The 21,610-nt window shown below is 42.2% G+C and carries 19 protein-coding genes; 9 read left to right on the forward strand and 10 right to left on the reverse strand.

Translation table 11 applies throughout. From position 1 onward, the window contains the following. Window positions 1-174 precede the first annotated feature (174 nt). Entirely contained in the window at window positions 175-393 is a 219-nt protein-coding gene (locus G7092_RS00355; protein WP_166085055.1) for a VF530 family protein, read from the forward strand. 1 nt (window position 394) lies between these two features. Here G7092_RS00355 and G7092_RS00360 read toward each other — a convergent pair whose 3' ends face one another. From G7092_RS00360 to G7092_RS00370, 3 genes are all read right to left on the reverse strand, one after another. Continuing rightward, window positions 395-1,705: a DEAD/DEAH box helicase gene (locus tag G7092_RS00360; RefSeq protein ID WP_202985184.1), complete on the reverse strand. Its 1,311-nt coding sequence runs from the start codon at window positions 1,703-1,705 to the stop codon at window positions 395-397. A gap of 193 nt (window positions 1,706-1,898) precedes the next feature. Beyond that, complete coding sequence (locus tag G7092_RS00365) at window positions 1,899-2,678, reverse strand: tRNA pseudouridine synthase A (RefSeq protein WP_166085057.1); 780 nt, start codon at window positions 2,676-2,678, stop codon at window positions 1,899-1,901. Window positions 2,679-2,783: 105 nt separating this feature from the next. Next, window positions 2,784-3,008: a CDGSH iron-sulfur domain-containing protein gene (locus G7092_RS00370; RefSeq protein ID WP_166085059.1), complete on the reverse strand. Its 225-nt coding sequence runs from the start codon at window positions 3,006-3,008 to the stop codon at window positions 2,784-2,786. Between the two features lie 313 nt (window positions 3,009-3,321). Between G7092_RS00370 and G7092_RS00375 the strand changes: the two genes are divergently transcribed. Beyond that, window positions 3,322-4,353: an aldo/keto reductase gene (locus tag G7092_RS00375; protein ID WP_166085061.1), complete on the forward strand. Its 1,032-nt coding sequence runs from the start codon at window positions 3,322-3,324 to the stop codon at window positions 4,351-4,353. Between the two features lie 97 nt (window positions 4,354-4,450). Beyond that, a complete protein-coding gene (locus G7092_RS00380; protein WP_166085063.1) occupies window positions 4,451-4,798 on the forward strand; it encodes an MmcQ/YjbR family DNA-binding protein in 348 nt (115 codons plus the stop codon). A gap of 97 nt (window positions 4,799-4,895) precedes the next feature. On the opposite strand, the gene G7092_RS00385 is transcribed toward G7092_RS00380, so the two are convergent. From G7092_RS00385 to G7092_RS00395, 3 genes are read right to left on the reverse strand one after another with little or no spacing between them, the layout of a single operon-like run. Further along, complete coding sequence (locus G7092_RS00385; protein WP_166085065.1) at window positions 4,896-5,342, reverse strand: hypothetical protein; 447 nt, start codon at window positions 5,340-5,342, stop codon at window positions 4,896-4,898. A gap of 37 nt (window positions 5,343-5,379) precedes the next feature. Next, the gene (locus G7092_RS00390) at window positions 5,380-6,054 is read right to left on the reverse strand and encodes a hypothetical protein (protein WP_166085067.1); all 675 of its coding nucleotides are present in this window, start codon (window positions 6,052-6,054) and stop codon (window positions 5,380-5,382) included. A gap of 10 nt (window positions 6,055-6,064) precedes the next feature. Then, a complete protein-coding gene (locus tag G7092_RS00395; RefSeq protein ID WP_166085069.1) occupies window positions 6,065-7,480 on the reverse strand; it encodes a hypothetical protein in 1,416 nt (471 codons plus the stop codon). A 365-nt stretch (window positions 7,481-7,845) separates the two neighbouring features. On the opposite strand from G7092_RS00395, the gene G7092_RS00400 reads away from it, so the two are divergent. The 4 genes from G7092_RS00400 (at window position 7,846) to G7092_RS00415 (ending at window position 13,154) form a co-directional block, all read left to right on the forward strand. Beyond that, on the forward strand, window positions 7,846-8,664 hold the full coding sequence (locus G7092_RS00400; protein WP_166085071.1) for a peptidoglycan-binding protein: 819 nt from the start codon (window positions 7,846-7,848) through the stop codon (window positions 8,662-8,664). A gap of 568 nt (window positions 8,665-9,232) precedes the next feature. Then, the gene (locus tag G7092_RS00405) at window positions 9,233-10,561 is read left to right on the forward strand and encodes a Gfo/Idh/MocA family protein (protein ID WP_166085073.1); all 1,329 of its coding nucleotides are present in this window, start codon (window positions 9,233-9,235) and stop codon (window positions 10,559-10,561) included. Window positions 10,562-10,632: 71 nt separating this feature from the next. Continuing rightward, window positions 10,633-12,000: a 3-keto-disaccharide hydrolase gene (locus G7092_RS00410; protein WP_166085075.1), complete on the forward strand. Its 1,368-nt coding sequence runs from the start codon at window positions 10,633-10,635 to the stop codon at window positions 11,998-12,000. Between the two features lie 332 nt (window positions 12,001-12,332). Continuing rightward, entirely contained in the window at window positions 12,333-13,154 is an 822-nt protein-coding gene (locus tag G7092_RS00415) for an alpha/beta fold hydrolase (protein ID WP_166085077.1), read from the forward strand. Window positions 13,155-13,244: 90 nt separating this feature from the next. Here G7092_RS00415 and G7092_RS00420 read toward each other — a convergent pair whose 3' ends face one another. After that, window positions 13,245-14,273, reverse strand: coding sequence for a GntR family transcriptional regulator (locus G7092_RS00420; protein ID WP_166085079.1), 1,029 nt, complete (start codon window positions 14,271-14,273; stop codon window positions 13,245-13,247). A gap of 172 nt (window positions 14,274-14,445) precedes the next feature. Between G7092_RS00420 and G7092_RS00425 the strand changes: the two genes are divergently transcribed. Next, a complete protein-coding gene (locus G7092_RS00425; protein ID WP_166085081.1) occupies window positions 14,446-16,104 on the forward strand; it encodes an alpha-L-rhamnosidase-related protein in 1,659 nt (552 codons plus the stop codon). Window positions 16,105-16,215: 111 nt separating this feature from the next. On the opposite strand, the gene G7092_RS00430 is transcribed toward G7092_RS00425, so the two are convergent. The 3 genes from G7092_RS00430 to G7092_RS00440 form a co-directional block, all read right to left on the reverse strand. Then, window positions 16,216-17,244 (reverse strand): cytochrome d ubiquinol oxidase subunit II, encoded by a 1,029-nt coding sequence (locus tag G7092_RS00430; protein ID WP_166085084.1) that lies wholly within the window; start codon window positions 17,242-17,244, stop codon window positions 16,216-16,218. 11 nt (window positions 17,245-17,255) lie between these two features. Then, window positions 17,256-18,563, reverse strand: a complete 1,308-nt coding sequence (locus G7092_RS00435; protein ID WP_166085086.1) for a cytochrome ubiquinol oxidase subunit I — start codon at window positions 18,561-18,563, stop codon at window positions 17,256-17,258. A gap of 341 nt (window positions 18,564-18,904) precedes the next feature. Next, a complete protein-coding gene (locus G7092_RS00440; protein ID WP_166085089.1) occupies window positions 18,905-19,936 on the reverse strand; it encodes a LacI family DNA-binding transcriptional regulator in 1,032 nt (343 codons plus the stop codon). Window positions 19,937-20,065: 129 nt separating this feature from the next. Between G7092_RS00440 and G7092_RS00445 the strand changes: the two genes are divergently transcribed. Beyond that, on the forward strand, window positions 20,066-21,550 hold the full coding sequence (locus G7092_RS00445; RefSeq protein WP_166085091.1) for a xylulokinase: 1,485 nt from the start codon (window positions 20,066-20,068) through the stop codon (window positions 21,548-21,550). Window positions 21,551-21,610 lie beyond the last annotated feature (60 nt).

Raw genomic sequence — 21,610 nt, forward strand, 5'->3', positions numbered from 1 at the left:
TTATCTAATTTACTAAAATACGGTTAAATAAACAGTATTTACATATGACTATTTAAACGCATGGATATGATAACTGGTTGTGTTGTAGAATGAAGGTGCAATTAGTTGTTTAGCCAAAGTATATAATAAATAGGCCATGTATGTATAATAGCTTAATAACCATATTTTTGCCTTATGCAACAACAAAGCAAAGATCCGCTGCACGGTAAAACATTACAGGTAATATTGGAAGAGCTTTTGGCTCAATTTGGATGGGAGGAACTGGACAAACGCATCCGTATCAACTGTTTTCATGATAACCCCAGTATACAATCAAGCCTTAAGTTTTTGCGTAAAACACCCTGGGCCCGCAAAAAGGTTGAAGACCTGTATATAGCTTACTGCGTAAAATAGCTTAATGCTTGCGTTTGTTGTTCATCTTGGCCTTTTGGCCGGAGCTGTAATTATAGGTTTTGGCATTAGCAGCCTTTTTTTCATGAAAAGCAGCCCCAACAATTGGAGTATCAGCGTTTGATTTGGCCGTTTTTTTATCCGCTTCCTCTTTTTTTGCTTTTGTCTCTTTTTCAATAACCAGTTCATCGGGCAGGGTGGCAGCTGGAATTTTTTTGCCGCTGGCCTGCTCTATCTTTTTAACCTGGCTTAATTCCAGATCGGTAGCAAAAGTAATAGCCAGGGTTTCCTGCTCATGATCAGGATCATGGTTAGTGATACGCTCTATAAAGATTTCCTTTTCCAAGGGCAGGTCAAAGTGTATCAGGAAGGGGATACCACGTAAATCGATAGTTTCCTGATTTTCATTGGTTACAATCAAAACACGGGAATTCTCAGCAGTTTTAAAATCTTCGATATTTTTAAAACCATTGGTATCAAAAAACTGCGGATTTAAAAAGGCTACGGCATCGCGCAGGCGGCTATGCAGGCTTTTATACAATTTGTCGGCAGTAACTTTGGTATTTACAAATACTACTGTTTTGGTAAAAAGCTCATCATCATACAGGAACAGGTTGAGCAAATTGAGCTTGGTGCCAAAGTTCGGAACGTTATATAATAGCTGAGGGTGTGTTTGTAAAGGTTGCTCTTGTAATTCTTCTATCTCAATAATAGCTGGTTGATTCATAAACGGATCGAGCATTTTCTCTAATCTGCTGTGCATTACCTCGGTAAATACCAGGTGCTGACCCCGGCCTATACTGTTGGCCAGCTCCACAACCGGCAGTTGCAAGCCTTTTTTAACCATCAGGTCGGCATCATCAATTACCAGCAGATCAACTTTGTTTAGATTAAGGGCCAGTTTCAGGTAAATGGCCCTTGCCCTGTCTGGGGTAGCTACCACAATATCGGCGCCATCGGCCAGTGCATCCATTTGGGACTCAATGCCCGGGGCAACGTATAAGCCAACAATTGAGATCGATTTGTTTTTATTCAATAGATCAAATTGTTCAATTACGCTCATAACCTGTTCCTTTTCGGGCACCAGGATCAATACCCGCGGAACGCCTTCCGGTGCATAATTGAAACGGTTTAAAACGCCCAAAACATAAGTGGTGGTTTTGCCGCTTCCTTCGGGGCCTATGGCAATAATGTCCTGGCCGCCAACTATTCGGGTAAGCGTTTTTAATTGCAATTCTGTAGGGTTTGTAAAACCAGCCTCATTTACCGACCTAACCAGTTGCTTATTCAGCTTTAATTTTTCAAACCACACCATCAGAAATTGTATTAAATATTTAAGACGGCAAAATTACCAATTTAACTGCTCATATTTTTATAAAGATGAATTATAGATAAAAGAGCAAGGATGGAGGGAGCAAAGAGCAAGGATAAAAGACAAAAAATATGGATTGCTTTCTTTAAGCCCGCTTTCCACCAAAAGCGCAGACCGGGTGAGTAAATCCGTTTGATCAAAACAGGAAACCCGAAAAATTTGTGCGCGGGGCCAGGTCAAGATAGGGGTAAGTGACTTTAGAAAGATAGAGGCCCTGCGGATGAGCCGGTATAATGATCTGGGGTGTTTGTTTGCTGGCCAGGTAATGTTCAAATTCATCAACGCTCATATCTCCCCGACCAATATCCAGTAGCCGGCCTACAATGATTCTGATCATCTTACTCAAAAACCTGTTGGCCGATATGTGAAACCGTATCCTGTCGCCGCTTTGATCAACAAACAAACCGGCCGATGATACTTTGCAAATGGTATGGTCAATCCTGTCGGGCATTTTGCAAAACGCGCGGTAATCATCATACAAAGGCAGCAGCGCCGTAGCCTTTTTCATGGCATCAATATCCAGGTTTCTTTCGAGGTACAACGAACTGAAATCGCTCAAAAACGGATCTTTATAGGTATGGATAAAATAATCATAGGTGCGCTGTACGGCATCAAAACGGGCATGTGGCAGGCCCTGCATCGGGATAATGTCAAACAGGGCTATATCGTCCGGTAATATTTTATTGAGCCTGAAAAACAGGTCGAAATCCCATTCATGTTCCACATCAACATGAAAAAAGAACTGACTCGCGTGTACATGTGCATCGGTACGACCGCAGCCAACAACGGCAACGGGATGCTTAAACAGTTTGCCAAGCGCGGTTTCTAAAACCAGTTGTACACTCATAACACCGGCATGTTTTTGCCAGCCGCTGTATTTTGTACCGTGATAACCTATATGGAAAAAATAACGCATGAATATAGGGTTCAAAAATCCATAAAAAATCTGGTAAAACAGGTATAAAGTAAAAGCCCCTGGTTTTATACACCAGGGGCTTTTATAAATTTTATACGCTGCTGCTTAAACTTTTTTAGGTGGCAGATCAAACGCTATAGCATCATGTTCAAAGTGGCCTTTGTGGGCGCCATCGCAAAATGGTTTGTTGGCCGACAAGCCGCAGCGGCAAATAGATAATACTGTACGGCCTTGTAAACCGTATACGTTGCCTTGAGCGTCAACAATTTCAAAATCGCCGTCAACTTTTACAGAGCCGTTATTATTAATGGTAAGTCTGGTTTTCTCCATGTGTTAATTTTTTGCCAAAGTTAACCAATGGCATTATTTGTAAACAGGCTATTTCTTATTTAGAGTTGTTCCGGATTGTGCCAGTGATAGCTACAAATGACAAATGAATGATGTGTAAAATTTAATGTCGAAACACATAATTTTTAGCTTTGTTAAGGGTTAAGGAAAAAGAATCAAGATATTAGAATCAAGAATCAGGAAGAAAAACGATAACCAGGTAATTACATTGCCGGGCATTTTTTGCTTTGTCTTAATTCTTGATTCTAATATCTTGATTCTCTTTTCCTCCGCATTACATCAAAAACACTATCATATGGAATACAGACAATTAGGAGCATCGGGATTAAAAGTGCCCGTATTGAGTTTTGGAACGGCCACTTTTGGCGGTGGTAACGAGTTTTTTAAAGCCTGGGGAAATACGCAGGTAGATGAAGCAAAAAAGCTGATCCATCTTTGCCTGGATGCAGGTGTTAACTTTTTTGACACAGCTAACGTTTACTCGCGCGGGTTATCCGAAGAAATATTGGGCCAGGCGCTGGAAGGCTTACGCAACCGGGTACTTATTTCGTCAAAAGCTACTTTTACCATGGGCGATGGCGCTAACGATTATGGTTCATCACGCTATCATCTGATACAGCAGTGCGAGGCCAGCCTGCGCCGCTTAAATACCGATTATATTGACGTGTATCATATGCATGGTTTCGACGGTACCACACCCGTTGAAGAAACTCTGCGCGCCCTGGACGATCTGGTGACCAGCGGTAAGATCCGTTATATTGCGGCCTCCAACTTTTCGGGCTGGCATTTGATGAAATCATTGTCTGTATCTGAGCGTTACGGCTGGAGCAGGTATGTGGCACACCAGGCTTATTATTCATTGCTTGATCGTGAGTTTGAATGGGAACTGATGCCACTGGGCATTGATCAAAAAGTGAGCACCATAGTCTGGAGTCCGTTAGCGTCTGGACAATTAAGCGGTAAATATCGCAGAGGGCAGCCTATTCCCCAGGACAACAGAAGAGCACAAGGCGGCAGCCACGGCCCGGAAACAAATCTTGAACGTTTATACAATATTGTTGATGCGTTAGACGAGGTTGCCGAAGAAACCGGTAAATCGGTAGCGCAGGTATCATTGAACTGGTTATTACAAAGGCCAACTGTAGCCAATCTGGTGATAGGTGCCCGTAACGAGGAACAACTAAAACAAAACCTGGCCGCTGTTGGCTGGAACCTGACCACAGATCAGGTTAAAAAACTGGACGCCGCCAGCGACATTGATCCGATATATCCATACTGGCACCAGCGTCAAAACACCACTTTAAACCCGCTGCCTGTTTTTTATTAAGAAGAATGTCTGAATCAGAATTTCCAGAATGAGAAAATTTTCAGAATTTTAGGTTTAAGAATTTTGTTAATTCTTTAATTCTGATTCCAGACAAACTATGGCTACAGACATGTTCACCTTTATGCAGTTTATGCGTGCTACTTTGCTGCCATTGCCCGGAGTAACCGAAAAAATGCATTTTGAGGACCCCGCGTTTTATGTGAATAAAAAAATAATGGCCAATGTGAAGCTAAAGGATGAACTGGTAGCGCTACACACCCTTGAACGGGAAAAATGGATGACTGCCGATCCGCATACCTTTTTTATTACAGATCATTACCGGAACTACAAATACATGCTGGTACGGCTCGAAACCGTATCGCCCGATGATCTGAAAGAACTACTGATCACCGCCTGGCGCAACCGCGCTACTCAAAAACTCATCAGGGAGTACGAAGAGCGGTAAGTACGATAAAATTTTTGTATTTGTACATGAGTTTTTAACTATTGAGATATTGCTTTCAGCCAGATGAAATGAATAGAAGTTTAATTAAGTATTATAATTATTCCTTTTTAATAGAATTAATAATAAAAATATCTTGAGGGTTTGTTACTTCTATCTGTAATATGCCGTTGTTAATTGTTACAAGTCCATATACAAAAATGTTTTTATCTTTTAAGTCGTCCGCGTTTAATTTGATGTCATTTCCTTTGACGATAACATTTAGCTGCAAATGGTCTTTATTTTCAACTTTTAATATTTTAAGATCTTTGTTTACCACTTCATATTTCAGTACTCTCTCTTCAATATTTACTTTTTTTCCTTTAAATTTTTCTATTTCCTGAAGGGAAACAGGTGGGGGGTAAAGAGAAATTACTGTATCGTTTCCGATTATCTTGCGGCTAAATCTGTTTTGTTGCATTGTTGTAGCATATGCTAGATTGGATAAGGAAAAAACTATAAACATAGCCGAAAGGCTTCTAATTATATTTTTTGAATTTATTTTCATTTTAAAATTGATTAACAATCATGCTCAAAATCAACAACTATACTACTTTATAGTTTTCGTAGATAATGTCATTGTCAAAAAGATAGAAATATAAAGGATATATACTTTTACTCTCCGCGTTTATGCCATAAGGTGTTCCTCCTTCAACCGGATAAGAAAATAATATTTTGTGATGAACATATTCATGGTCGAAAAAAGAACTCTTTATTATTTCGATCATCTTATTAAGATAGGCTCTTTCAGGATCTGCTGTGAAATTTGCTGAAGATAATATTTTAAAATTTATTGGAGTATGCCTTGCAATTAGATGTTCTTTAAAAATATAAAGGTCTTCATAATATACCGTAAAGTGTTTTGATAGCAGTGATATCTTAATATTGAGACTACAAATATTTTGAACGCCATTTAATGTTTCGTCCACTAGTTTTACTGAAAAGGAATAGTTTGGAAATTGCCGGTGTAGCCTATTGGAGATTTCAAAGTTTTTAAAGTCTCTTTCTACTTTTCTAATAAAATCCTTGCAAGGATTTGGAATATCATTTGCAATAACATTGTTTATCTTGTCCTCCAATATTTTACGTAATTGTTTGTACCCATTATGCATTTCATTGAAGTAAGGTAGACCAATAGGATAAAAATGGTGAATCCTATCTAACAACACCATTACAACATCTGGCAATTCCACGTTAACTTCAATATTTCTATCAGCCATATTTTTGATTTTAATTTCTGCAATATGGGGCAGGTGTTGGTTGTATGTTACCAGCACAAGGCCCCGTGGCAAATGTCGATCCAGGTTTAAATGCATTTAAGTTGCTGACAACCAAACCGGCTACATCGGCACGTAGAGCCGGCGAATTGGGTGCTACCTCTCCGGTATGAAGCGCTGCTATAGACATATTCAAAGCTAAATTATAAGCAGCAATGAATTTCTCCGAAGCGGCAGCCGCAGTTACACCTCCATCCGATGGTATTTCAAAACATATAGTGCCAAAGCTAACAGGTATTTCCGTAGTCACACCATCGTGACGCACATAAGCCGTAAAGGAAAGGTTGCTCACCGATCCAGTCCAACTGTTCCCGACTTGAGTTACCCCTACACTGCCACATAAACCAGCCCCATTTTTATCAAGCGTTATTTCGGGATATGAAGTACTTACAACTTGAACTACAGTGCATTGTACATTGTCAGCTGGGGGCGGAAAACTACCACCAGGCCCATCAATTACAGGGGGATCAGGCTGAACCACATTAATGGTAAGTTTACTTGTCGCCTCAACGCCCTGACCATTTGACGAGCAAGGATCTTTTGGGGGAGGCGGAGGTGTATCAGTACCGGGGCTACTACCGCCACCACCATTGTTGCCTCCAGGGTTCGTTCCACCACCACCGCCGCCTGCTCCACCGCCGCCACTTATCGTAATGCAGCTTGTATACGCATAATGTGAGCCAACCAGCTGATCATTAACATAGGTATCCACGTAAAAGTCGGTGCACTCAATAACAGGCGAGGTTGTATTTACCTTCAGTCTATTTTGATCGTTTTGTGTTACAGAAGGGTTTATTAACCGGCCATTGAGGTACTTATATCCGTTTAGATATTTGCCTTGTGGGGTAAAATAAAGCACCAGTCCGCTAAAATCGGTATCGTGTTTACGGTAGGTATTACGGGCCAGTTTACTTGCATCGTAAGCAGGGTCACCAATTAAGATCATGATATAAGCCTTGTAACCGGTGCTATCTTTTAAAAGAAGAAAAGAACTGCGGCTATTGGCTTTGTTATTAAAACTTTTATGGTTAGTTGGATCTGTTAAAACCGAATTGACGCTCTGAGCCGGATCAATGGGCATTTCAATAACATCTTTAGCTAGTTTAGTATAAGTGTCGGTGTGCTGCCAATCAGGTTTGATCGTCTGACTAAAATCAAAGCTTGTTGTTGTAGATTGCGTGCCCAGTTTGCCGTTGCCAGCCGGATAAGTGGTTTCATACCAACTTTTAGCCTGGGCAATGACCGGGTCAGAAACAGTGTTTTGTTGATCTGTATGTGAATCTTTTTTACAACTATTGATAATAATAGCAGCCAGACAAACAGTGGTGAATAATAGCCAAGTGGCTTTTTTTAAAATGGGTTTAGGCATTGGATCGGAAATCTATTGCATGTTTAAATTAATACTTTCAATATGTAGTTAATATTTTAGCGCTGCAATAGGTGAAAACACGGTATTTTGAAAGTGGAGTAATTAGTGAATACCCAAGAAAAACTAAGGCTTTAAAGCGTTTTTGATAATTTCTAGAATCTGTTCATTTTTTACAATCCAAATACCTAATTTCAAGGTAACTTTATACGTAAAACTACGTATGCAATAGGGTATAATTACCTGTGTGAAATTGCAGGATAGGGTTTAATTTTAGGCAGTAAATGATTCTTGTTTAATAGCTGTTCAACGGGCTTAAAAATAACAGGAGTCAAACCTAAACCTTATCACTTTAAATCTAAACGGTCATGATTAAAAAGCAATACCTGAAAGAAATAGTTATAACGGGTACCCAGCAAAAAGGCGGAAACACCAACACCGTAAAAGATGTAATAAAGGTGCAAAGCTGGCTTAATTTATACGCTATGGTAAACCCATCGGCAGGCACGGCTACCGGTATCGACGGTGATTTTGGTCCGGCTACGCAGGCCGCGGTAAATGCTTTTCAACTGGCCAAAAATTTACCCCAAACCGGTATTGTTGATGCCGCTCTTTTTACCGAATTATCCAGACCGATGCTAAACGCCTTTACGGGCGTTGTAGCAGGAGCCGATCTGCGTACTTTGGTAGTAAATACCGCTTTTCAACATCTCAATAATGCCCCTTTTGAACTCACTATTAAAGGACAGAGTAACAGCGGCCCCTGGGTGCGCAGCTATATGGATGGAATGGAAGGTACGCCGTGGTTTTGGTGTATGGGCTTTGTACAAACTATTTTAGATCAGGCTGCCAGTCAGCTGGGTAAAGATTTTCGTACGCTGATGCCTTTGTCTTACAGTTGCGATACTGTAGCTACCACGGGGATTCAGAAGGGTATCCTGAGCCGTTTCGCTACTGTGCGCAGTAACCCTTCTATCGTGAAACCGGGTGATATCTTCCTGCTGGAAAAAACTACTTACGACTGGATACACACCGGCATTATCACCGCTGTCAATGGCGATGTGTTTGAAACTATTGAAGGCAATACCAATAACGATGGCAGCAGCAACGGGAACGGCGTGTACAAACGCGTCCGTAATTTCCAAAACTCCAAACTGGACGTATTTTCGATACAGAGTTTAGTTTAAAAGATACGCACAGTGCTTTAAAAGTACGACTTAAAGCTTCGGACTGCAACAGCCCGGTTTTCCGATAAAAAGGAAAACCGGGCTGTTTTGTTAAAGGGAAATACAACTCCAAAAACAACCGTTTGGTATGTAGTTATTTGAACATTAGTTGTGTGAAACTTTTTAAACCCAATAAATCCTGCCAGTAATTTGTTAAAAAATGTTAAAATCGATGGTTTTGAATGAATTTTAAGCCGTTTTTGAGCTGTGTAGACCCGGTTTTTGTGTCAAAAAGTGTTAAAATAAAACTTTAAAAAGTTTTGTGCCATGCACCATCTGTTACCTTATTCGTTAAATATTTTGGTAATAAATTTAACTTAAACCTAAAGCAGGTTCACGATCCAATCTGTTGTGTTTTGGTATTTTCTTTAAGTGATTGTTTTAGAGGTTGTTTTAAGTCACAGTTAAGTTACAGGTCATTTTGAAAAAAAGTTGTTCATTTTCTTTAAATGCCTTTCTAAAACTTAGGTAATTTGCCATATTTGCCTACGCAAGTAATAGGGTATAAACCAATTAACCGATTTTAGATATGATTAGCCGTAGAAAGTTCATCCAGACAACTTCATTAGCAGGTACCTGCTTCCTGCTTACACCAGAGCTATCAAAAGCGGGGGTTTTTAAAGGGTCGCCAAATGATAAGGTAGTGTTAGGAATGATGGGAACCAATAGCCGCGGGCTATACCTGGCTCAAAGCTTTGCCCGTATACCCAACGTGGAGATAGGATATATATGTGATGTAGACTCCAAAGTGGTTGAGAAAACCATTAATGAGATATTCAAAATTACTGGTAAAAAACCACAGGGCATTACCGATATTCGTAAAATGCTCGAGATCAAGGAAATTGATGCGGTAGTTATTGCCGCACCTGATCATTGGCATGCTCCGGCCACCATTATGGCCTGCCAGGCGGGTAAACATGTGTATGTAGAAAAACCCTGCAGCCATAACCCACATGAGGGTGAAATGGCGGTTGCGGCCTCCAAAAAATACAATAAACTGGTGCAAATGGGTAGCCAGCGCCGTTCATTTAGTAATGTACAGGCTATGGTGAAGGAATTGCATGATGGCGTTATCGGCCGGGCTTATTATGCCAAAGGCTGGTATACTAATCACCGTGCAAGCATCGGCCGTGGTAAGGAAACGGCTGTACCTGAAAATCTAAACTATGACCTTTGGCAGGGCCCGGCACCACGTGTGGTTTATCGCGATAACCTGATCCATTATAACTGGCACTGGCTTTGGAACTGGGGAACCGGTGAGGCTCTGAACAATGGTACCCACGAGTTGGATGTGATCCGCTGGGGCTTGGGTGTTGATTTTCCGAACAAGGTAGTATCAACCGGTGGACGTTTTCATTTTAACGATGATTGGCAAACGCCTGATACACAAAATATCCTGTACAATTTTCCCAATAATACTGCTGCTGAGTGGGAAGGCCGTAGCTGCAACGGATTTGGTATTGAAAAAATAGGCAGGGGAGTAATCTTCTACGGTGATAAAGGAACCTTGTTTTACGGTGGCGGCAACGGCTATCAGGTTTACGATGGTGATAACAAACTGGTAAAGGATGTGAAAGACGATACCAAAGTTGATGCTAACAATAAAGTTAGCCCTACCGAGGCACTGGATGGTTTTCACATGCAGAACTTTATTGATGCCATAAGAGGCAAAACTGCTTTAAACTGCCCGATTGAAACCGGATTTAAGTCGACATTGTTGCCTCAGTTGGGTAATATATCTTACCGGGTTGACCGGGTATTGCATGTCGATCCAGCTAATGGGCATATTATAAACGATCCGGAAGCTACCAAACTATGGAGCAGGGAGTATGAAAAGGGCTGGGAAGTAAATGTATAAATGCTGTTAAGCTTTTCCGGGCGTACGAGACTTAAAATTATCCAAAATATAAAACCAATATAACATTACACATGAAGAAAATCATCTACCCGGCCATGGCCTTATTTGTTGTGGCTGCCTTACTGCCTGTTAAAAGTAACGCCCAAACCACTTTATTTGATGGTAAAACCCTAAAAGGCTGGAAACGCCTGGCTGGTACTGCCGATTATAAAGTAGAGGATGGCCAGATAGTAGGTACTACTGTTTTAAATTCGGGCAATTCATTTTTAGTAACCGAAAAGGAGTATGGTGATTTTATATTAGAACTGGACACTAAAATAGAAAGCAAGCTGAGTAACTCAGGTGTGCAAACCCGCAGTCATTATGATCCTGCAGGCCATGAAGGTAAGGGAAAGGTTTACGGTCGCCAGTTTGAAATTGATCCATCTGACCGTAAATGGACAGGTGGTATTTATGATGAAGGCCGAAGAGACTGGCTTTATCCGCTTGATCTGAACGCTAAGGCAAAAGATGCTTTTAAAGTAGGCGAGTACAATCATATCAAAATTGAATGTATTGGCAATGAAATGAAAACCTGGATTAATGGCGTGCCTGTTGCTGATGTAGTGGATACTATCGACAGCAAAGGTTTTATCGGTTTGCAGGTACATGCAGTAAGTAAAGAGGAGCAGGCCGGTAAAAAGGTATATTTTAAAAACTTTAAGCTGCAAACCACCAATTTAAAACGTACACCATTCCCCAAGGATATCTATGTCGTAAACTTGCAACCAAACAGCATTACTCCTGCCGAAAAAGCAGCAGGTTGGAAATTACTGTATGATGGTAAAACCAACACTGGCTGGCGTGGTGCCACTTTAAAAATTTTTCCGGCTATGGGATGGGAATATAAAGACGGAACCATGCATGTACTTCCATCGGCAGGAAAAGAGGAATCAGGTGGTGGTGATATTGTAACTAACGATCAGTATAGCGCTTTTGATCTTTCGTTTGAATTTAAATTAACGCCAGGGGCCAACAGCGGTGTGAAATATTTTGTGACCCTGTCTGAAGTAACGAAAGGCTCAGCCATTGGATTGGAATACCAGGTACTGGATGATAAATTGCATCCGGATGCCAAACTCGGTCGTGACGGTGATCGTACCCTGGCCTCATTATATGATCTGATCAAAGCCAATAAACAGGAACGTTTTGTACATCCGATAGGCAGCTGGAACATCGGCAGGATTGTGGTATACCCCAATAACCACGTAGAGCACTATCTGAACGGCATTAAAGTGCTGGAATATGAACGTGGCTCTAAAGAATTCCGGGATCTGGTAGCTATCAGCAAGTACACCATCTGGAAAAATTTTGGCGAAGCAAAAGAAGGCCATCTGTTGCTGCAGGATCATGGCAACGAAGCGTTTTTTAGGAATATTAAGATCAGGAATTTGAAGTAACCACTTCAACCTATATAATTTGTCATTCTGAGCGACAGCGAAGAATCTATTAACAACCTAAATGGTTTATAGCAGATTCTGCCCTTTGTTCAGGATGACATTCTTTTGTGAAGTTTTCCTTCTAAGAAAACCCTCCATGAAGTATTGCCGGAAATTATTTTCTCCTCGATAAGAAGTACTTAACTAATGTTTATAAACTTTGAGTGATTTTTGATGGGTTGAATTAATAGATCTGCGCTTTTATTTGCTATTTTTAATTGTTACACCTACCTAACATCACGCTTCAAAAAAGCATGTTTTCAGCATTTTATTAATCACCATAATCAACAGAAATGAGTAAGATCACAGTAAAAGACGGAACCGAGATTTATTACAAGGATTGGGGAACAGGACAACCACTTTTTTTTCACCATGGCTGGCCTTTATCCGGAGATGATTGGGATGCGCAAATGATGTTTTTTCTAAAAAAGGGATACAGGGTTATAGCCCATGACCGTCGTGGTCACGGAAGATCAAGCCAGGTTTCGGGAGGACATGACATGGATACTTATGCAGCAGATGTAGCAGCGATAACCGAGGCATTGGATCTGAGAGACGCCATACATATCGGTCATTCTACCGGCGGCGGCGAAGCTATCCATTACGCGGCTAATTTGGGAAAAGGGCGTGTTGCCAAAGTGGTGCTGATTAGTGCGGTTACGCCGTTAATGGTTAAAACTGAAAATAATCCTGACGGAGTGCCCATGTCTGTATTTGATGAAATACGTGAAGGTACGGCATTTAACCGGGCACAATATTTTGAGGATTTTACTATTCCTTTTTATGGCTACAACCGTGAGGGAGCAAAAATATCTCAGGGAATCAGAGATAACTGGTGGCGTCAGGGCATGATGGGCGGAGTTAAAGCGCATCATGACGGCATTAAAGCTTTTTCTGAAACAGATTTTACAGAAGATCTTAAAAGTGTAGATATCCCTGTGCTTGTTTTGCATGGTGAAGACGACCAGATTGTTCCGTTTCCAATTTCGGGAGCAAAAGCAGTAAAGCTTTTGAAAAATGGAAAGCTGATTTCTTATCCTGGCTTCCCTCATGGAATGCCTGCAACAGAGGCTGCAACAATCAACAAAGATCTTTTAGCATTTATTCAATCATAAACCAAAAAGATCGTTCTTGTTGAATATTCAGAATAAAAGCCGTCAGTCGTTTATGACTGACGGCTTTTACCTAAAAATCACCACTGTGATTTATAACGAACTTCTGATGGTAACATGAAACGGTACTGCGAAGTGTTCGTGGCAATTGCTCAGGGCAAATTCTGCCGCTTTGCTGCCCATTAGCTTGAAATCGGTTGATATAGTAGTGATGCCATCCAGGATGATCTCTTTAAGCGCGGTTTCGTTATAAGATATTACACCCACGTCTCTGGCTACTTTTAAATCAGACGCGATGATCTTTTTGATCAGTTCAACCAGGTCGTCCTCCATTAGGCTGATATAAACCGTTTGCGGCTGGATGGTTTCTGCTGATAAGGAATCGACCACGGCATATTCAAAAGCATACTGCCGGCAAAAATTTAAAAACCCCTTCATGATCTCTTTAGAGTGATAGGTTTTGCCCGGGAATATCAGTTTAATGGTGTGGTAATTTGTTAGCTTATCCAGCAACTTTTTCAGGGCCTCGTATACATCGGTGGCGAAGTTTTCGTAAATCGCCGCAAACTTTCCGCTTACCCCGGGTACCAGGTTATCCAGCAGGATCAGTTTATCCTTCGGGATGATATTGATGATCTCATGCGCTTTGGCTTCATTATCCAGGAAATGCGGGATAATGATATACTTGGCATAATCGTTTTGAGCGCTTTCGGTAATGATCTTCTTGAAAAAATGGAAATCGTTATTGTAGATATAAAAATCGACGGTGGCCTTTTCACCAATAGTATCTACAAAAGCGTCGTAAATGATCTTTTTATGCCCGCTCAGTTTGTTGAACAGCAGGAATATTTTGATCGGTTTCTGAAAATCGGTATTGGAGATAAAAAAGCCCTTGCCAGGTACCGAACTTACAATACCTTTATCTTTCAATTCCTTATAAACCCGCTCAATGGTATTGCGTGAAGTATCCAGGGCAAAGCTCAGGTCATTGATAGAGGGAAGCATGTCATCTTTAACAATATCACCGCTTTCGATACCCCTGATAATGGCGTTGGATAACTGCAGGTATTTGGGCGTGATAGAGTATTCGTCTATCGATAATATTTTCAGATAATTTTTCACAAGTTACAATTGGAGCAGCACAAATGTAATATTACACAATTGCATTTTATTCATTAAAAAGATGGTAGGGGATAGTTTGAAAAATGTATATATTTATGTTGTTATAACCAATTAACAACCTCCGGTACAACCAATTACCGGAACCCTGAAAACTTAATTAAACTATTCCCCTATGGTATTAAATTTACTTACCCCAAAGTTTCTTCTTTTATCGTTTTTTTTAATGGTGACGTTTGCCGGTGGCGTAAAGGCCCAGGATCCATACCAGACATACCGGCAGGATTGGCTCAAAAAGGCAGAAGACAATAAGCCCAAACTTATCGAGACAGAAAAACAACCTATCGGCCTGGTACATATGGAGAAAGACCCAGCAGCTTTCCAGGGTTGGAAAGCGGTAAATACTGATAGCGTGGGTAAATTATACAACACATCATTCAAAACGCAAAGCGGCGTTGTGGTTGATTTTGGCGAACATCTTACCGGATACTTTACTTTTACCGTTAAATCTCTGAAAGGGACACCCGATGGTCCTGCCAGATTAAAATTTACCTTTGGAGAAGTGCCTGCTGAGGTATCCGTACCTTTTGACCCGTATAAAGGCAGCCTCAGCAGGGCCTGGCTACAGGACGAAACGGTTACCGTTACCGAAATGCCCGCCGATATTACGATACCACGCCGCGTGGCCTGCCGCTTTGTGAAGATCGAGTTGTTGGGCGCTTCTCCGAATTTTGATTTCCATATCAGTAATATGGTATTTAAAGCAACTTCGTCAGTTGCCTTTAAACCGCCGCTTTTGGCAGCAACTACGCCTCAGCTCATAGCTGATATTGACCGTGTAGGATTGGCCACTTTAAAAGAGTGCATGCAGACAGTATATGAGGATGGCCCCAAGCGCGACCGCCGACTTTGGATAGGCGATCTGTATCTGGAATCATTAGCCAACCAGTTTTCATACCAAAACAATCAGCTTACCCGGCGTTGTCTTTACCTCTTGGCCGGTTTATCGGCCAATGATGGCATTTTGCTCGCTAATGTATTTGAAAACCCCGAACCCCATGCACAAGCCGGTAGCCGTTTGCTGGATTATTGTTTATTGTACGGTGTAGCCCTGAAAGAATACGTTGCTGCTACCGATGATAAGCAAACCGGGCTCGGCCTATGGCCCGTTGCTAAAAAACAGCTGGATATCATCCGTAAATATGCAGGGCAGGATGGGATGATAGATTATCAGAAAGCCGGTAAAGAATGGTGGGTGTTTTTTGACTGGAAGGATGGTTTGGATAAACAAGCCTGTTTACAGGGACTTTCCATTTATGCGCTAAATCAAACATACGCGCTGGCTAAATTATTGGGCAAGGAAAATGAAGTGGATGATATACCATCATTAGCCAAAAGGCTGAAAGCAGCAGCCTATAAAAACCTGTATGATCCAAAATCGGGTTTGTTTGTAAGCGGTACAAATAAACAGATCTCCTACGGTTCACAGGCCTGGATGATATTGAGCGGAGTAGCTTCCAAACAGGAAGCACAAACCGCTTTAAAAGCGTTAACCACTGCTAAGGATGCCGTACATCCCGGTGCGCCCTATATGTTTCATTACTATATAGCGGCCCTGATCGAGAGCGGTTTAAAGGCCGAAGCAAAAGAAGAACTACAAAACTATTGGGGGGGCATGGTTAAAAAAGGAGCCGATACTTTCTGGGAAGTTTACGATCCGAAGGATGAACTGAAATCGCCTTATAATTTTTACCCGGTAAACAGTTATTGCCATGCCTGGAGCTGCACCCCGGTTTATTTTATCCGGAAGTACCCGGAGATATTTCAGCGCTAGACCGCTGATTTTTCCTTTTTGTCATTCTGAGCGTAGCGAAGAATCTATTCATCGACATGTACAGCGACCATTAGATCCTTCGCTACGCTCAGGATGACAGGTTTTTAAATATCAGTGCTCTTCAACGGTTTCATTACCCTTCTTCTTAAAACTATAATACAAATACCCCAACGCCGGTAAAATAAATAAACTACCCACAAGTAAACCTACGCCCAGATCATCGATAGATTTGCCTGTGGCATGATCGGTAAGCAGCGACATGGAACTGCCATCTTTAAAGATCACAAAACGCGGGAAACGGGTATGCCCAACCGAAATGAGGATCATACTTACCTGGAAGGCCGCCAGTACCCTGATCCATTGTTTGTTCTTTTTGTCGGAGATGATAAACCACAATAATACCAGCGAGAGGGTAGCTGCGATAACAGCTGCCAGGCTCAACAGGTTACCAAATATCCAGTCGGCCAGGTGCACATGCTCAACGTACGATGCCAGGAATACCAATGCGCCCAGTATTACAGCAGCTATGTTCATGGCTTTGGCTTTTTTGATAAAGCGTTTCACGTCATATACTTCGGGGCATTCGCCAATGAGATAAATGGCAGCCAGGAAGCCGCAGAGGGCTACGGTAAAAAGTCCGACAGAAACCGAGAACCAGTTCAACCAGCTGAAAATATAGACACCTGCAAAAGTTTTGGCCGTAGGATCTATCTGTCCCGATAAAGCGCTCCCCGCAATGATCCCCAGGAACAGGGGAGTAACAAAACTGGAATAAACGAATATATGGTTATAAAAGCCCTGCGTTTTCTCGTCCTTAATAGCATCATAATTCCGGAAAGCGAATGCTGTTCCTCGTGCTGTAATACCCAGCAGCATAATAAGCAGGGGAATATGCAGGTAAACGCACATTTCGCTGTAAATGGTAGGGAAGCCCACAAACAGGATCACCACGGTAATGATGAGCCACATATGGTTGGCCTCCCATATCGGGCCGATAGCCTGGTAACTTGTTTTGCGGGTACGGTGTTTATTATCATTGGAGGTAAAAAGCTCGATAATGCCTGCGCCAAAATCGGCCCCGCCTAACAGGAAGTACAGTGTAATGGCTGCAAATAAAAACAAAATAACTACGTACAACATATCTTTATAGCTTAACGGTCATACAATTCGGGTACCATTTGTATCTGTCGTTTCAACAGAAAAATAACAAATACACTCAGCGTAAAATAAATAAAGGTAAACAGGTAAAAGGAGTACTGGATACCCGGCATCGGTGTAACCGCTTCGCTGGTACGCATAACGCCTTGTATTATCCAGGGCTGGCGACCCACTTCGGTCACCGTCCACCCGGCTTCTAAGGCGATAAAACCGGCAGGCGTAGCCCAGATAAACATTTTCAGAAACCATCCTTTAGTAAACCAGTCCTTCTTTTTCCATAAGGCAATAAAGTACAATACACCGATCAGCATCATCAGCATACCAAAACCAACCATGATCTGGAAAGCATAATGCGTAACGGCTACAGGTGGTTGGTTTTTAACGGGGATTTTATCCAGGCCGTTAACCTGCTGTTTAAAATTATCATGTACCAGGAAGCTCAGTAAGCCAGGTATTTCGATACCATAATTTACTTTTTTAGCAGCTGTATCTGGTATACCGCCAATAACCAGGGGGGCATATTCCTGTGTATGAAAGTAGGCTTCCATAGCCGCAAGTTTGGCGGGCTGTCTTTTGGCTGCGCCTTTGGCAGATATATCACCGCTTAGTGGCTGTAAAATGGCTGCCGCGGCGCCGAAAATAATGGCTATTTTAAAGGCTTTGCTATGAAAATGTATATTGCGGTTGCGATAGATCATGAGCGCGTGAATACCGGCAACAGCAAAACCGGTAGCCGAGAACGCGGCGATGGTCATGTGCAGCGATTCGGAAAACCAGGCCTCATTAAACATAGCCTTCAGCGGATCGATATTCAAGTATTTGCCATTTACGAAATCAAAACCAGATGGACTGTTCATCCAGGAATTGGCCGATACCACCAGTATGCCCGAGGCTATACCGCTGATGCCTACTACAATGCCAGTAACCCAATGGAACCAGGTGTTGAGTCGGTTCCAGCCATAAAGGAAAAAGCCCAGCGCTATCGCTTCAATAAAAAAAGCTACCCCTTCGAGCGAAAAGGGCATCCCGAATATAGGGCCTGCGTGTTTCATAAAACCCGGCCATAACAAACCCAATTCAAAGGACAACATGGTGCCCGAAACAGCGCCTGTAGCAAAAAATATAGCTACTCCTTTACTCCAGGCTACGGTAATGTTTTTGTAAACCGGATCATGGGTTTTGATCCATTTGTAGTGCGATATGGCCATAAAAACTGGCATCACCATACCGATGCAGGAGTATATGATATGAAAACCTAACGATAAGGCCATCTGCGACCTTGCTGCAATAAAATCATCCATATGCGTAATACTAAATAATGGCTGAATTTAAAGCTATAATGTAACAAATTCGTAGAGATTTGTTAATTGATATTAAATATAAAATATACTTTTTGAGGGTAATGGATTGGATTAGTGCGTAAAATTTAGTAAACCAAAAGGTTTAAAGGATGTCATACTGAGCTCCGTCGAAGCATGGTGGGTAGGCCTCTGCGCTCGACCCTTCGACGGAGCTCAGGGTGACAGCCCCGCTTTTATGATACCACAGGAGCTGAGCAACTCCTACAGAACACATCCTTGCTTACACTCAGCCCATTGAACTTCCTCTCAAAAGGGGAGCTGAAAAAACAATTCAATGATTATTACCCGTTCCGCTTCGTCGACCCCCTGATAATCAGCTCCGGTTTAATGCTGATGATTTTCGGTTTGGTGTTGGTATCATTATTACCTATCTCCTGGAAAAATAAATTGGCCACCGTATTACCCATATAAACGCTGAACTGGTCGATGGTGGTTATGGACGGACTGGTGATCTCCGAAAAGCTTTCATTAGCGTAACCGCATATACCCAGCTCAGAGGGAACTTTGATACCCATGGCATTAGCCACATCCAGAACGCCAAGCGCTGAAAAATCGGAGGTTGAAGCAAATATCGCATCCGGAGGCTGGGGCAAGCTTAGCAGCTTGCGGGTTCCTGCAGCGCCTAATTCTTTGGTCCAGGCGTTTTCTACGATCAGCTCTTTTATTACCGGAACGTTATATGCTTTGAATGCTTTCAGGTAACCTTCCTTGCGCTGTTTAAAAATACTTAGATTTTGAGGACCTTCCAGCAGGGCTATTCTTTTATAACCACCTTCGATGAGGTGCGATACAGCTTCGTACGAAGCCTGAACGTTATCATTGATCACCTTCAGGGTTTCCAGCTCTTCGGCTACACGGTCAACCTGGATAAGCTGGATACCATGATCCAACACATTTTGCAGGTGCTGGTAATCATTACCATCGGCCGATACCGATATTACAATGCAATCCACATGCTGGTTGATGAGAGTATTGACGCATTGAATCTCTTTCTCATGATCTTCATCCGATTGGCAAATGATCAGGCTATATCCTTTCTGATAGGTAACTTCCTCAATGCCGGCAATCACATTCGAGAAAAAATTCTGATTGATGCGGGGTATCACTACACCAATGGTTTTGGATTGTCCCTTGCGCAAGTTAGAGGCCAGTGTATTGCGCTTATAATTGAGCTCATCGGCTGTTTTAATAATCAGCTCCTTGGTTTTTTCATTTACCTGGCTGCTATTATTCAGCGCCCGGGAAACGGAAGAAGCGGTAATGCCCAGTTTTTCGGCAATGTCATAAATGGTGGTACGTTTTACTTTCTTCATTACAAAGTGCAAGTTGGAAAAAATATTTTACGCAATCGATTGTAATTTTAAATAATTATTTAATTTCGTCTCGTTAAGTTACCAAAAAATAAACACACCCTAATTATTCACGTCATAACCATCTAAAATATGCTGCTATTAGGCATCGATATAGGTACGTCATCGGTTAAAGTGAGCGTTGTTGACTCGGCTAGTCAAAAAATATTGGCCTCGGTGCAATACCCCGATGAGGAATCGCCCATAAAAGCTTTACACCCCGGCTGGGCCGAACAATCGCCACAAATGTGGTGGGAGCAGGCGCAGCAAGCCCTGGAGCGCTGTCACGCAAAAAAGGCTTATGATCCGGCAGATATTGCCGCTATTGGCATTGCCTACCAGATGCACGGTCTGGTACTGGTTGATAAAGACCAAAATGTATTGCGCGATAGCATCATCTGGTGCGATAGCCGCGCTGTAGAAATTGGCGACAAAGCTTTTGCCACCATAGGTGAGGAGTACTCTTTGTCGCATCTGCTCAATTCGCCTGGTAATTTTACGGCATCAAAGCTGGCTTGGGTAAAGGAAAACGAACCCGAAATATACAGCAAAATAGATAAGATCATGCTGCCTGGCGATTATATAGCCATGAAGCTTACCGGCGAGATCACCACCTCGGTATCGGCATTATCGGAAGGGGTGTTTTTTGATTTCAAAGCTAATGGCATTTCTAAAGAGATCATCAATTATTTCGGTTTTGATGAGAGCCTTTTCCCAACAATCAACCCGGTATTTTCATCGCACGGCACTTTATCAACTTCTGTAGCAGAAAAACTGAAACTGAAAGCCGGTATCCCGGTGGCCTACAAATCAGGCGATCAGCCCAATAATGCCCTTTCCTTAAATGTGCTTAATCCGGGTGAGGTAGCTGCTACAGCAGGAACTTCGGGTGTAATATATGGTGTGAGCAACGAGCTGACCTATGATCAGCAATCGCGTATCAACACTTTTGCGCATGTGAACTATGCCGAAGAACAAAAACGCCTGGGTGTGCTTTTGTGTATCAACGGTACCGGCAGTTTATATCGTTGGGCCAAATACAATTTTGGGGCGGGACTAAGCTATACTCAAATGAACAATGAGGCCAAAAAAGCACCACTGGGGAGCGATGGCTTGCAGATACTGCCTTTTGGTAACGGAGCGGAGCGCATGCTAAACAACAAACAAGTTGGTGCCCATATTCAAAATATCGACCTGAACCTACATACACAGGCGCATATTTTCCGCGCGGTGCAGGAAGGCATCGCCAGCGCGTTCCGTTACGGACTGGATATTATGCGTAGTAACGGCATGAACCCAACGGTGATCCGCGCGGGCAAAAGCAACCTGTTCCTGAGCGAACTGTTTACCGAAACATTTGTTAATGCCACCGGAGTACCTGTTGAACTGTATAATAACGATGGCAGCGTTGGCGCGGCCTTAGGGGCTGGTATCGGCGCAGGCATATATAAATCGCCAGCCGAAGCATTCAACAATGCTAAGCCAATCCAATTGATTGAACCATCAACAAACCAATTTGAACCCGTTTACCAGGAATGGAAGGAACTGTTGGATGAGAGGCTAAAGCTGAAAGGTTAAAGGCAAAAGGAAATCAGGACTAAATCAATAATTCAATAACTCAGTAATTCAATAATTAAG

Origin of the sequence: Mucilaginibacter inviolabilis, assembly GCF_011089895.1 — a bacterium.
Taxonomy (GTDB): domain Bacteria; phylum Bacteroidota; class Bacteroidia; order Sphingobacteriales; family Sphingobacteriaceae; genus Mucilaginibacter; species Mucilaginibacter inviolabilis.

Bases quoted from the DNA above. Each gene is read 5' to 3' on its own strand.
- G7092_RS00430 (WP_166085084.1), bottom strand. From the start codon at position 17,244: ATGTTGTACGTAGTTATTTTGTTTTTATTTGCAGCCATTACACTGTAC.
- G7092_RS00400 (WP_166085071.1), top strand. From the start codon at position 7,846: ATGATTAAAAAGCAATACCTGAAAGAAATAGTTATAACGGGTACCCAG.
- G7092_RS00395 (WP_166085069.1), bottom strand. From the start codon at position 7,480: ATGCCTAAACCCATTTTAAAAAAAGCCACTTGGCTATTATTCACCACT.
- G7092_RS00440 (WP_166085089.1), bottom strand. From the start codon at position 19,936: ATGAAGAAAGTAAAACGTACCACCATTTATGACATTGCCGAAAAACTG.
- G7092_RS00370 (WP_166085059.1), bottom strand. From the start codon at position 3,008: ATGGAGAAAACCAGACTTACCATTAATAATAACGGCTCTGTAAAAGTT.
- G7092_RS00385 (WP_166085065.1), bottom strand. From the start codon at position 5,342: ATGAAAATAAATTCAAAAAATATAATTAGAAGCCTTTCGGCTATGTTT.
- G7092_RS00380 (WP_166085063.1), top strand. From the start codon at position 4,451: ATGGCTACAGACATGTTCACCTTTATGCAGTTTATGCGTGCTACTTTG.
- G7092_RS00445 (WP_166085091.1), top strand. From the start codon at position 20,066: ATGCTGCTATTAGGCATCGATATAGGTACGTCATCGGTTAAAGTGAGC.
- G7092_RS00425 (WP_166085081.1), top strand. From the start codon at position 14,446: ATGGTATTAAATTTACTTACCCCAAAGTTTCTTCTTTTATCGTTTTTT.
- G7092_RS00410 (WP_166085075.1), top strand. From the start codon at position 10,633: ATGAAGAAAATCATCTACCCGGCCATGGCCTTATTTGTTGTGGCTGCC.
- G7092_RS00415 (WP_166085077.1), top strand. From the start codon at position 12,333: ATGAGTAAGATCACAGTAAAAGACGGAACCGAGATTTATTACAAGGAT.
- G7092_RS00390 (WP_166085067.1), bottom strand. From the start codon at position 6,054: ATGGCTGATAGAAATATTGAAGTTAACGTGGAATTGCCAGATGTTGTA.
- G7092_RS00365 (WP_166085057.1), bottom strand. From the start codon at position 2,678: ATGCGTTATTTTTTCCATATAGGTTATCACGGTACAAAATACAGCGGC.
- G7092_RS00360 (WP_202985184.1), bottom strand. From the start codon at position 1,705: ATGGTGTGGTTTGAAAAATTAAAGCTGAATAAGCAACTGGTTAGGTCG.
- G7092_RS00355 (WP_166085055.1), top strand. From the start codon at position 175: ATGCAACAACAAAGCAAAGATCCGCTGCACGGTAAAACATTACAGGTA.
- G7092_RS00435 (WP_166085086.1), bottom strand. From the start codon at position 18,563: ATGGATGATTTTATTGCAGCAAGGTCGCAGATGGCCTTATCGTTAGGT.
- G7092_RS00405 (WP_166085073.1), top strand. From the start codon at position 9,233: ATGATTAGCCGTAGAAAGTTCATCCAGACAACTTCATTAGCAGGTACC.
- G7092_RS00375 (WP_166085061.1), top strand. From the start codon at position 3,322: ATGGAATACAGACAATTAGGAGCATCGGGATTAAAAGTGCCCGTATTG.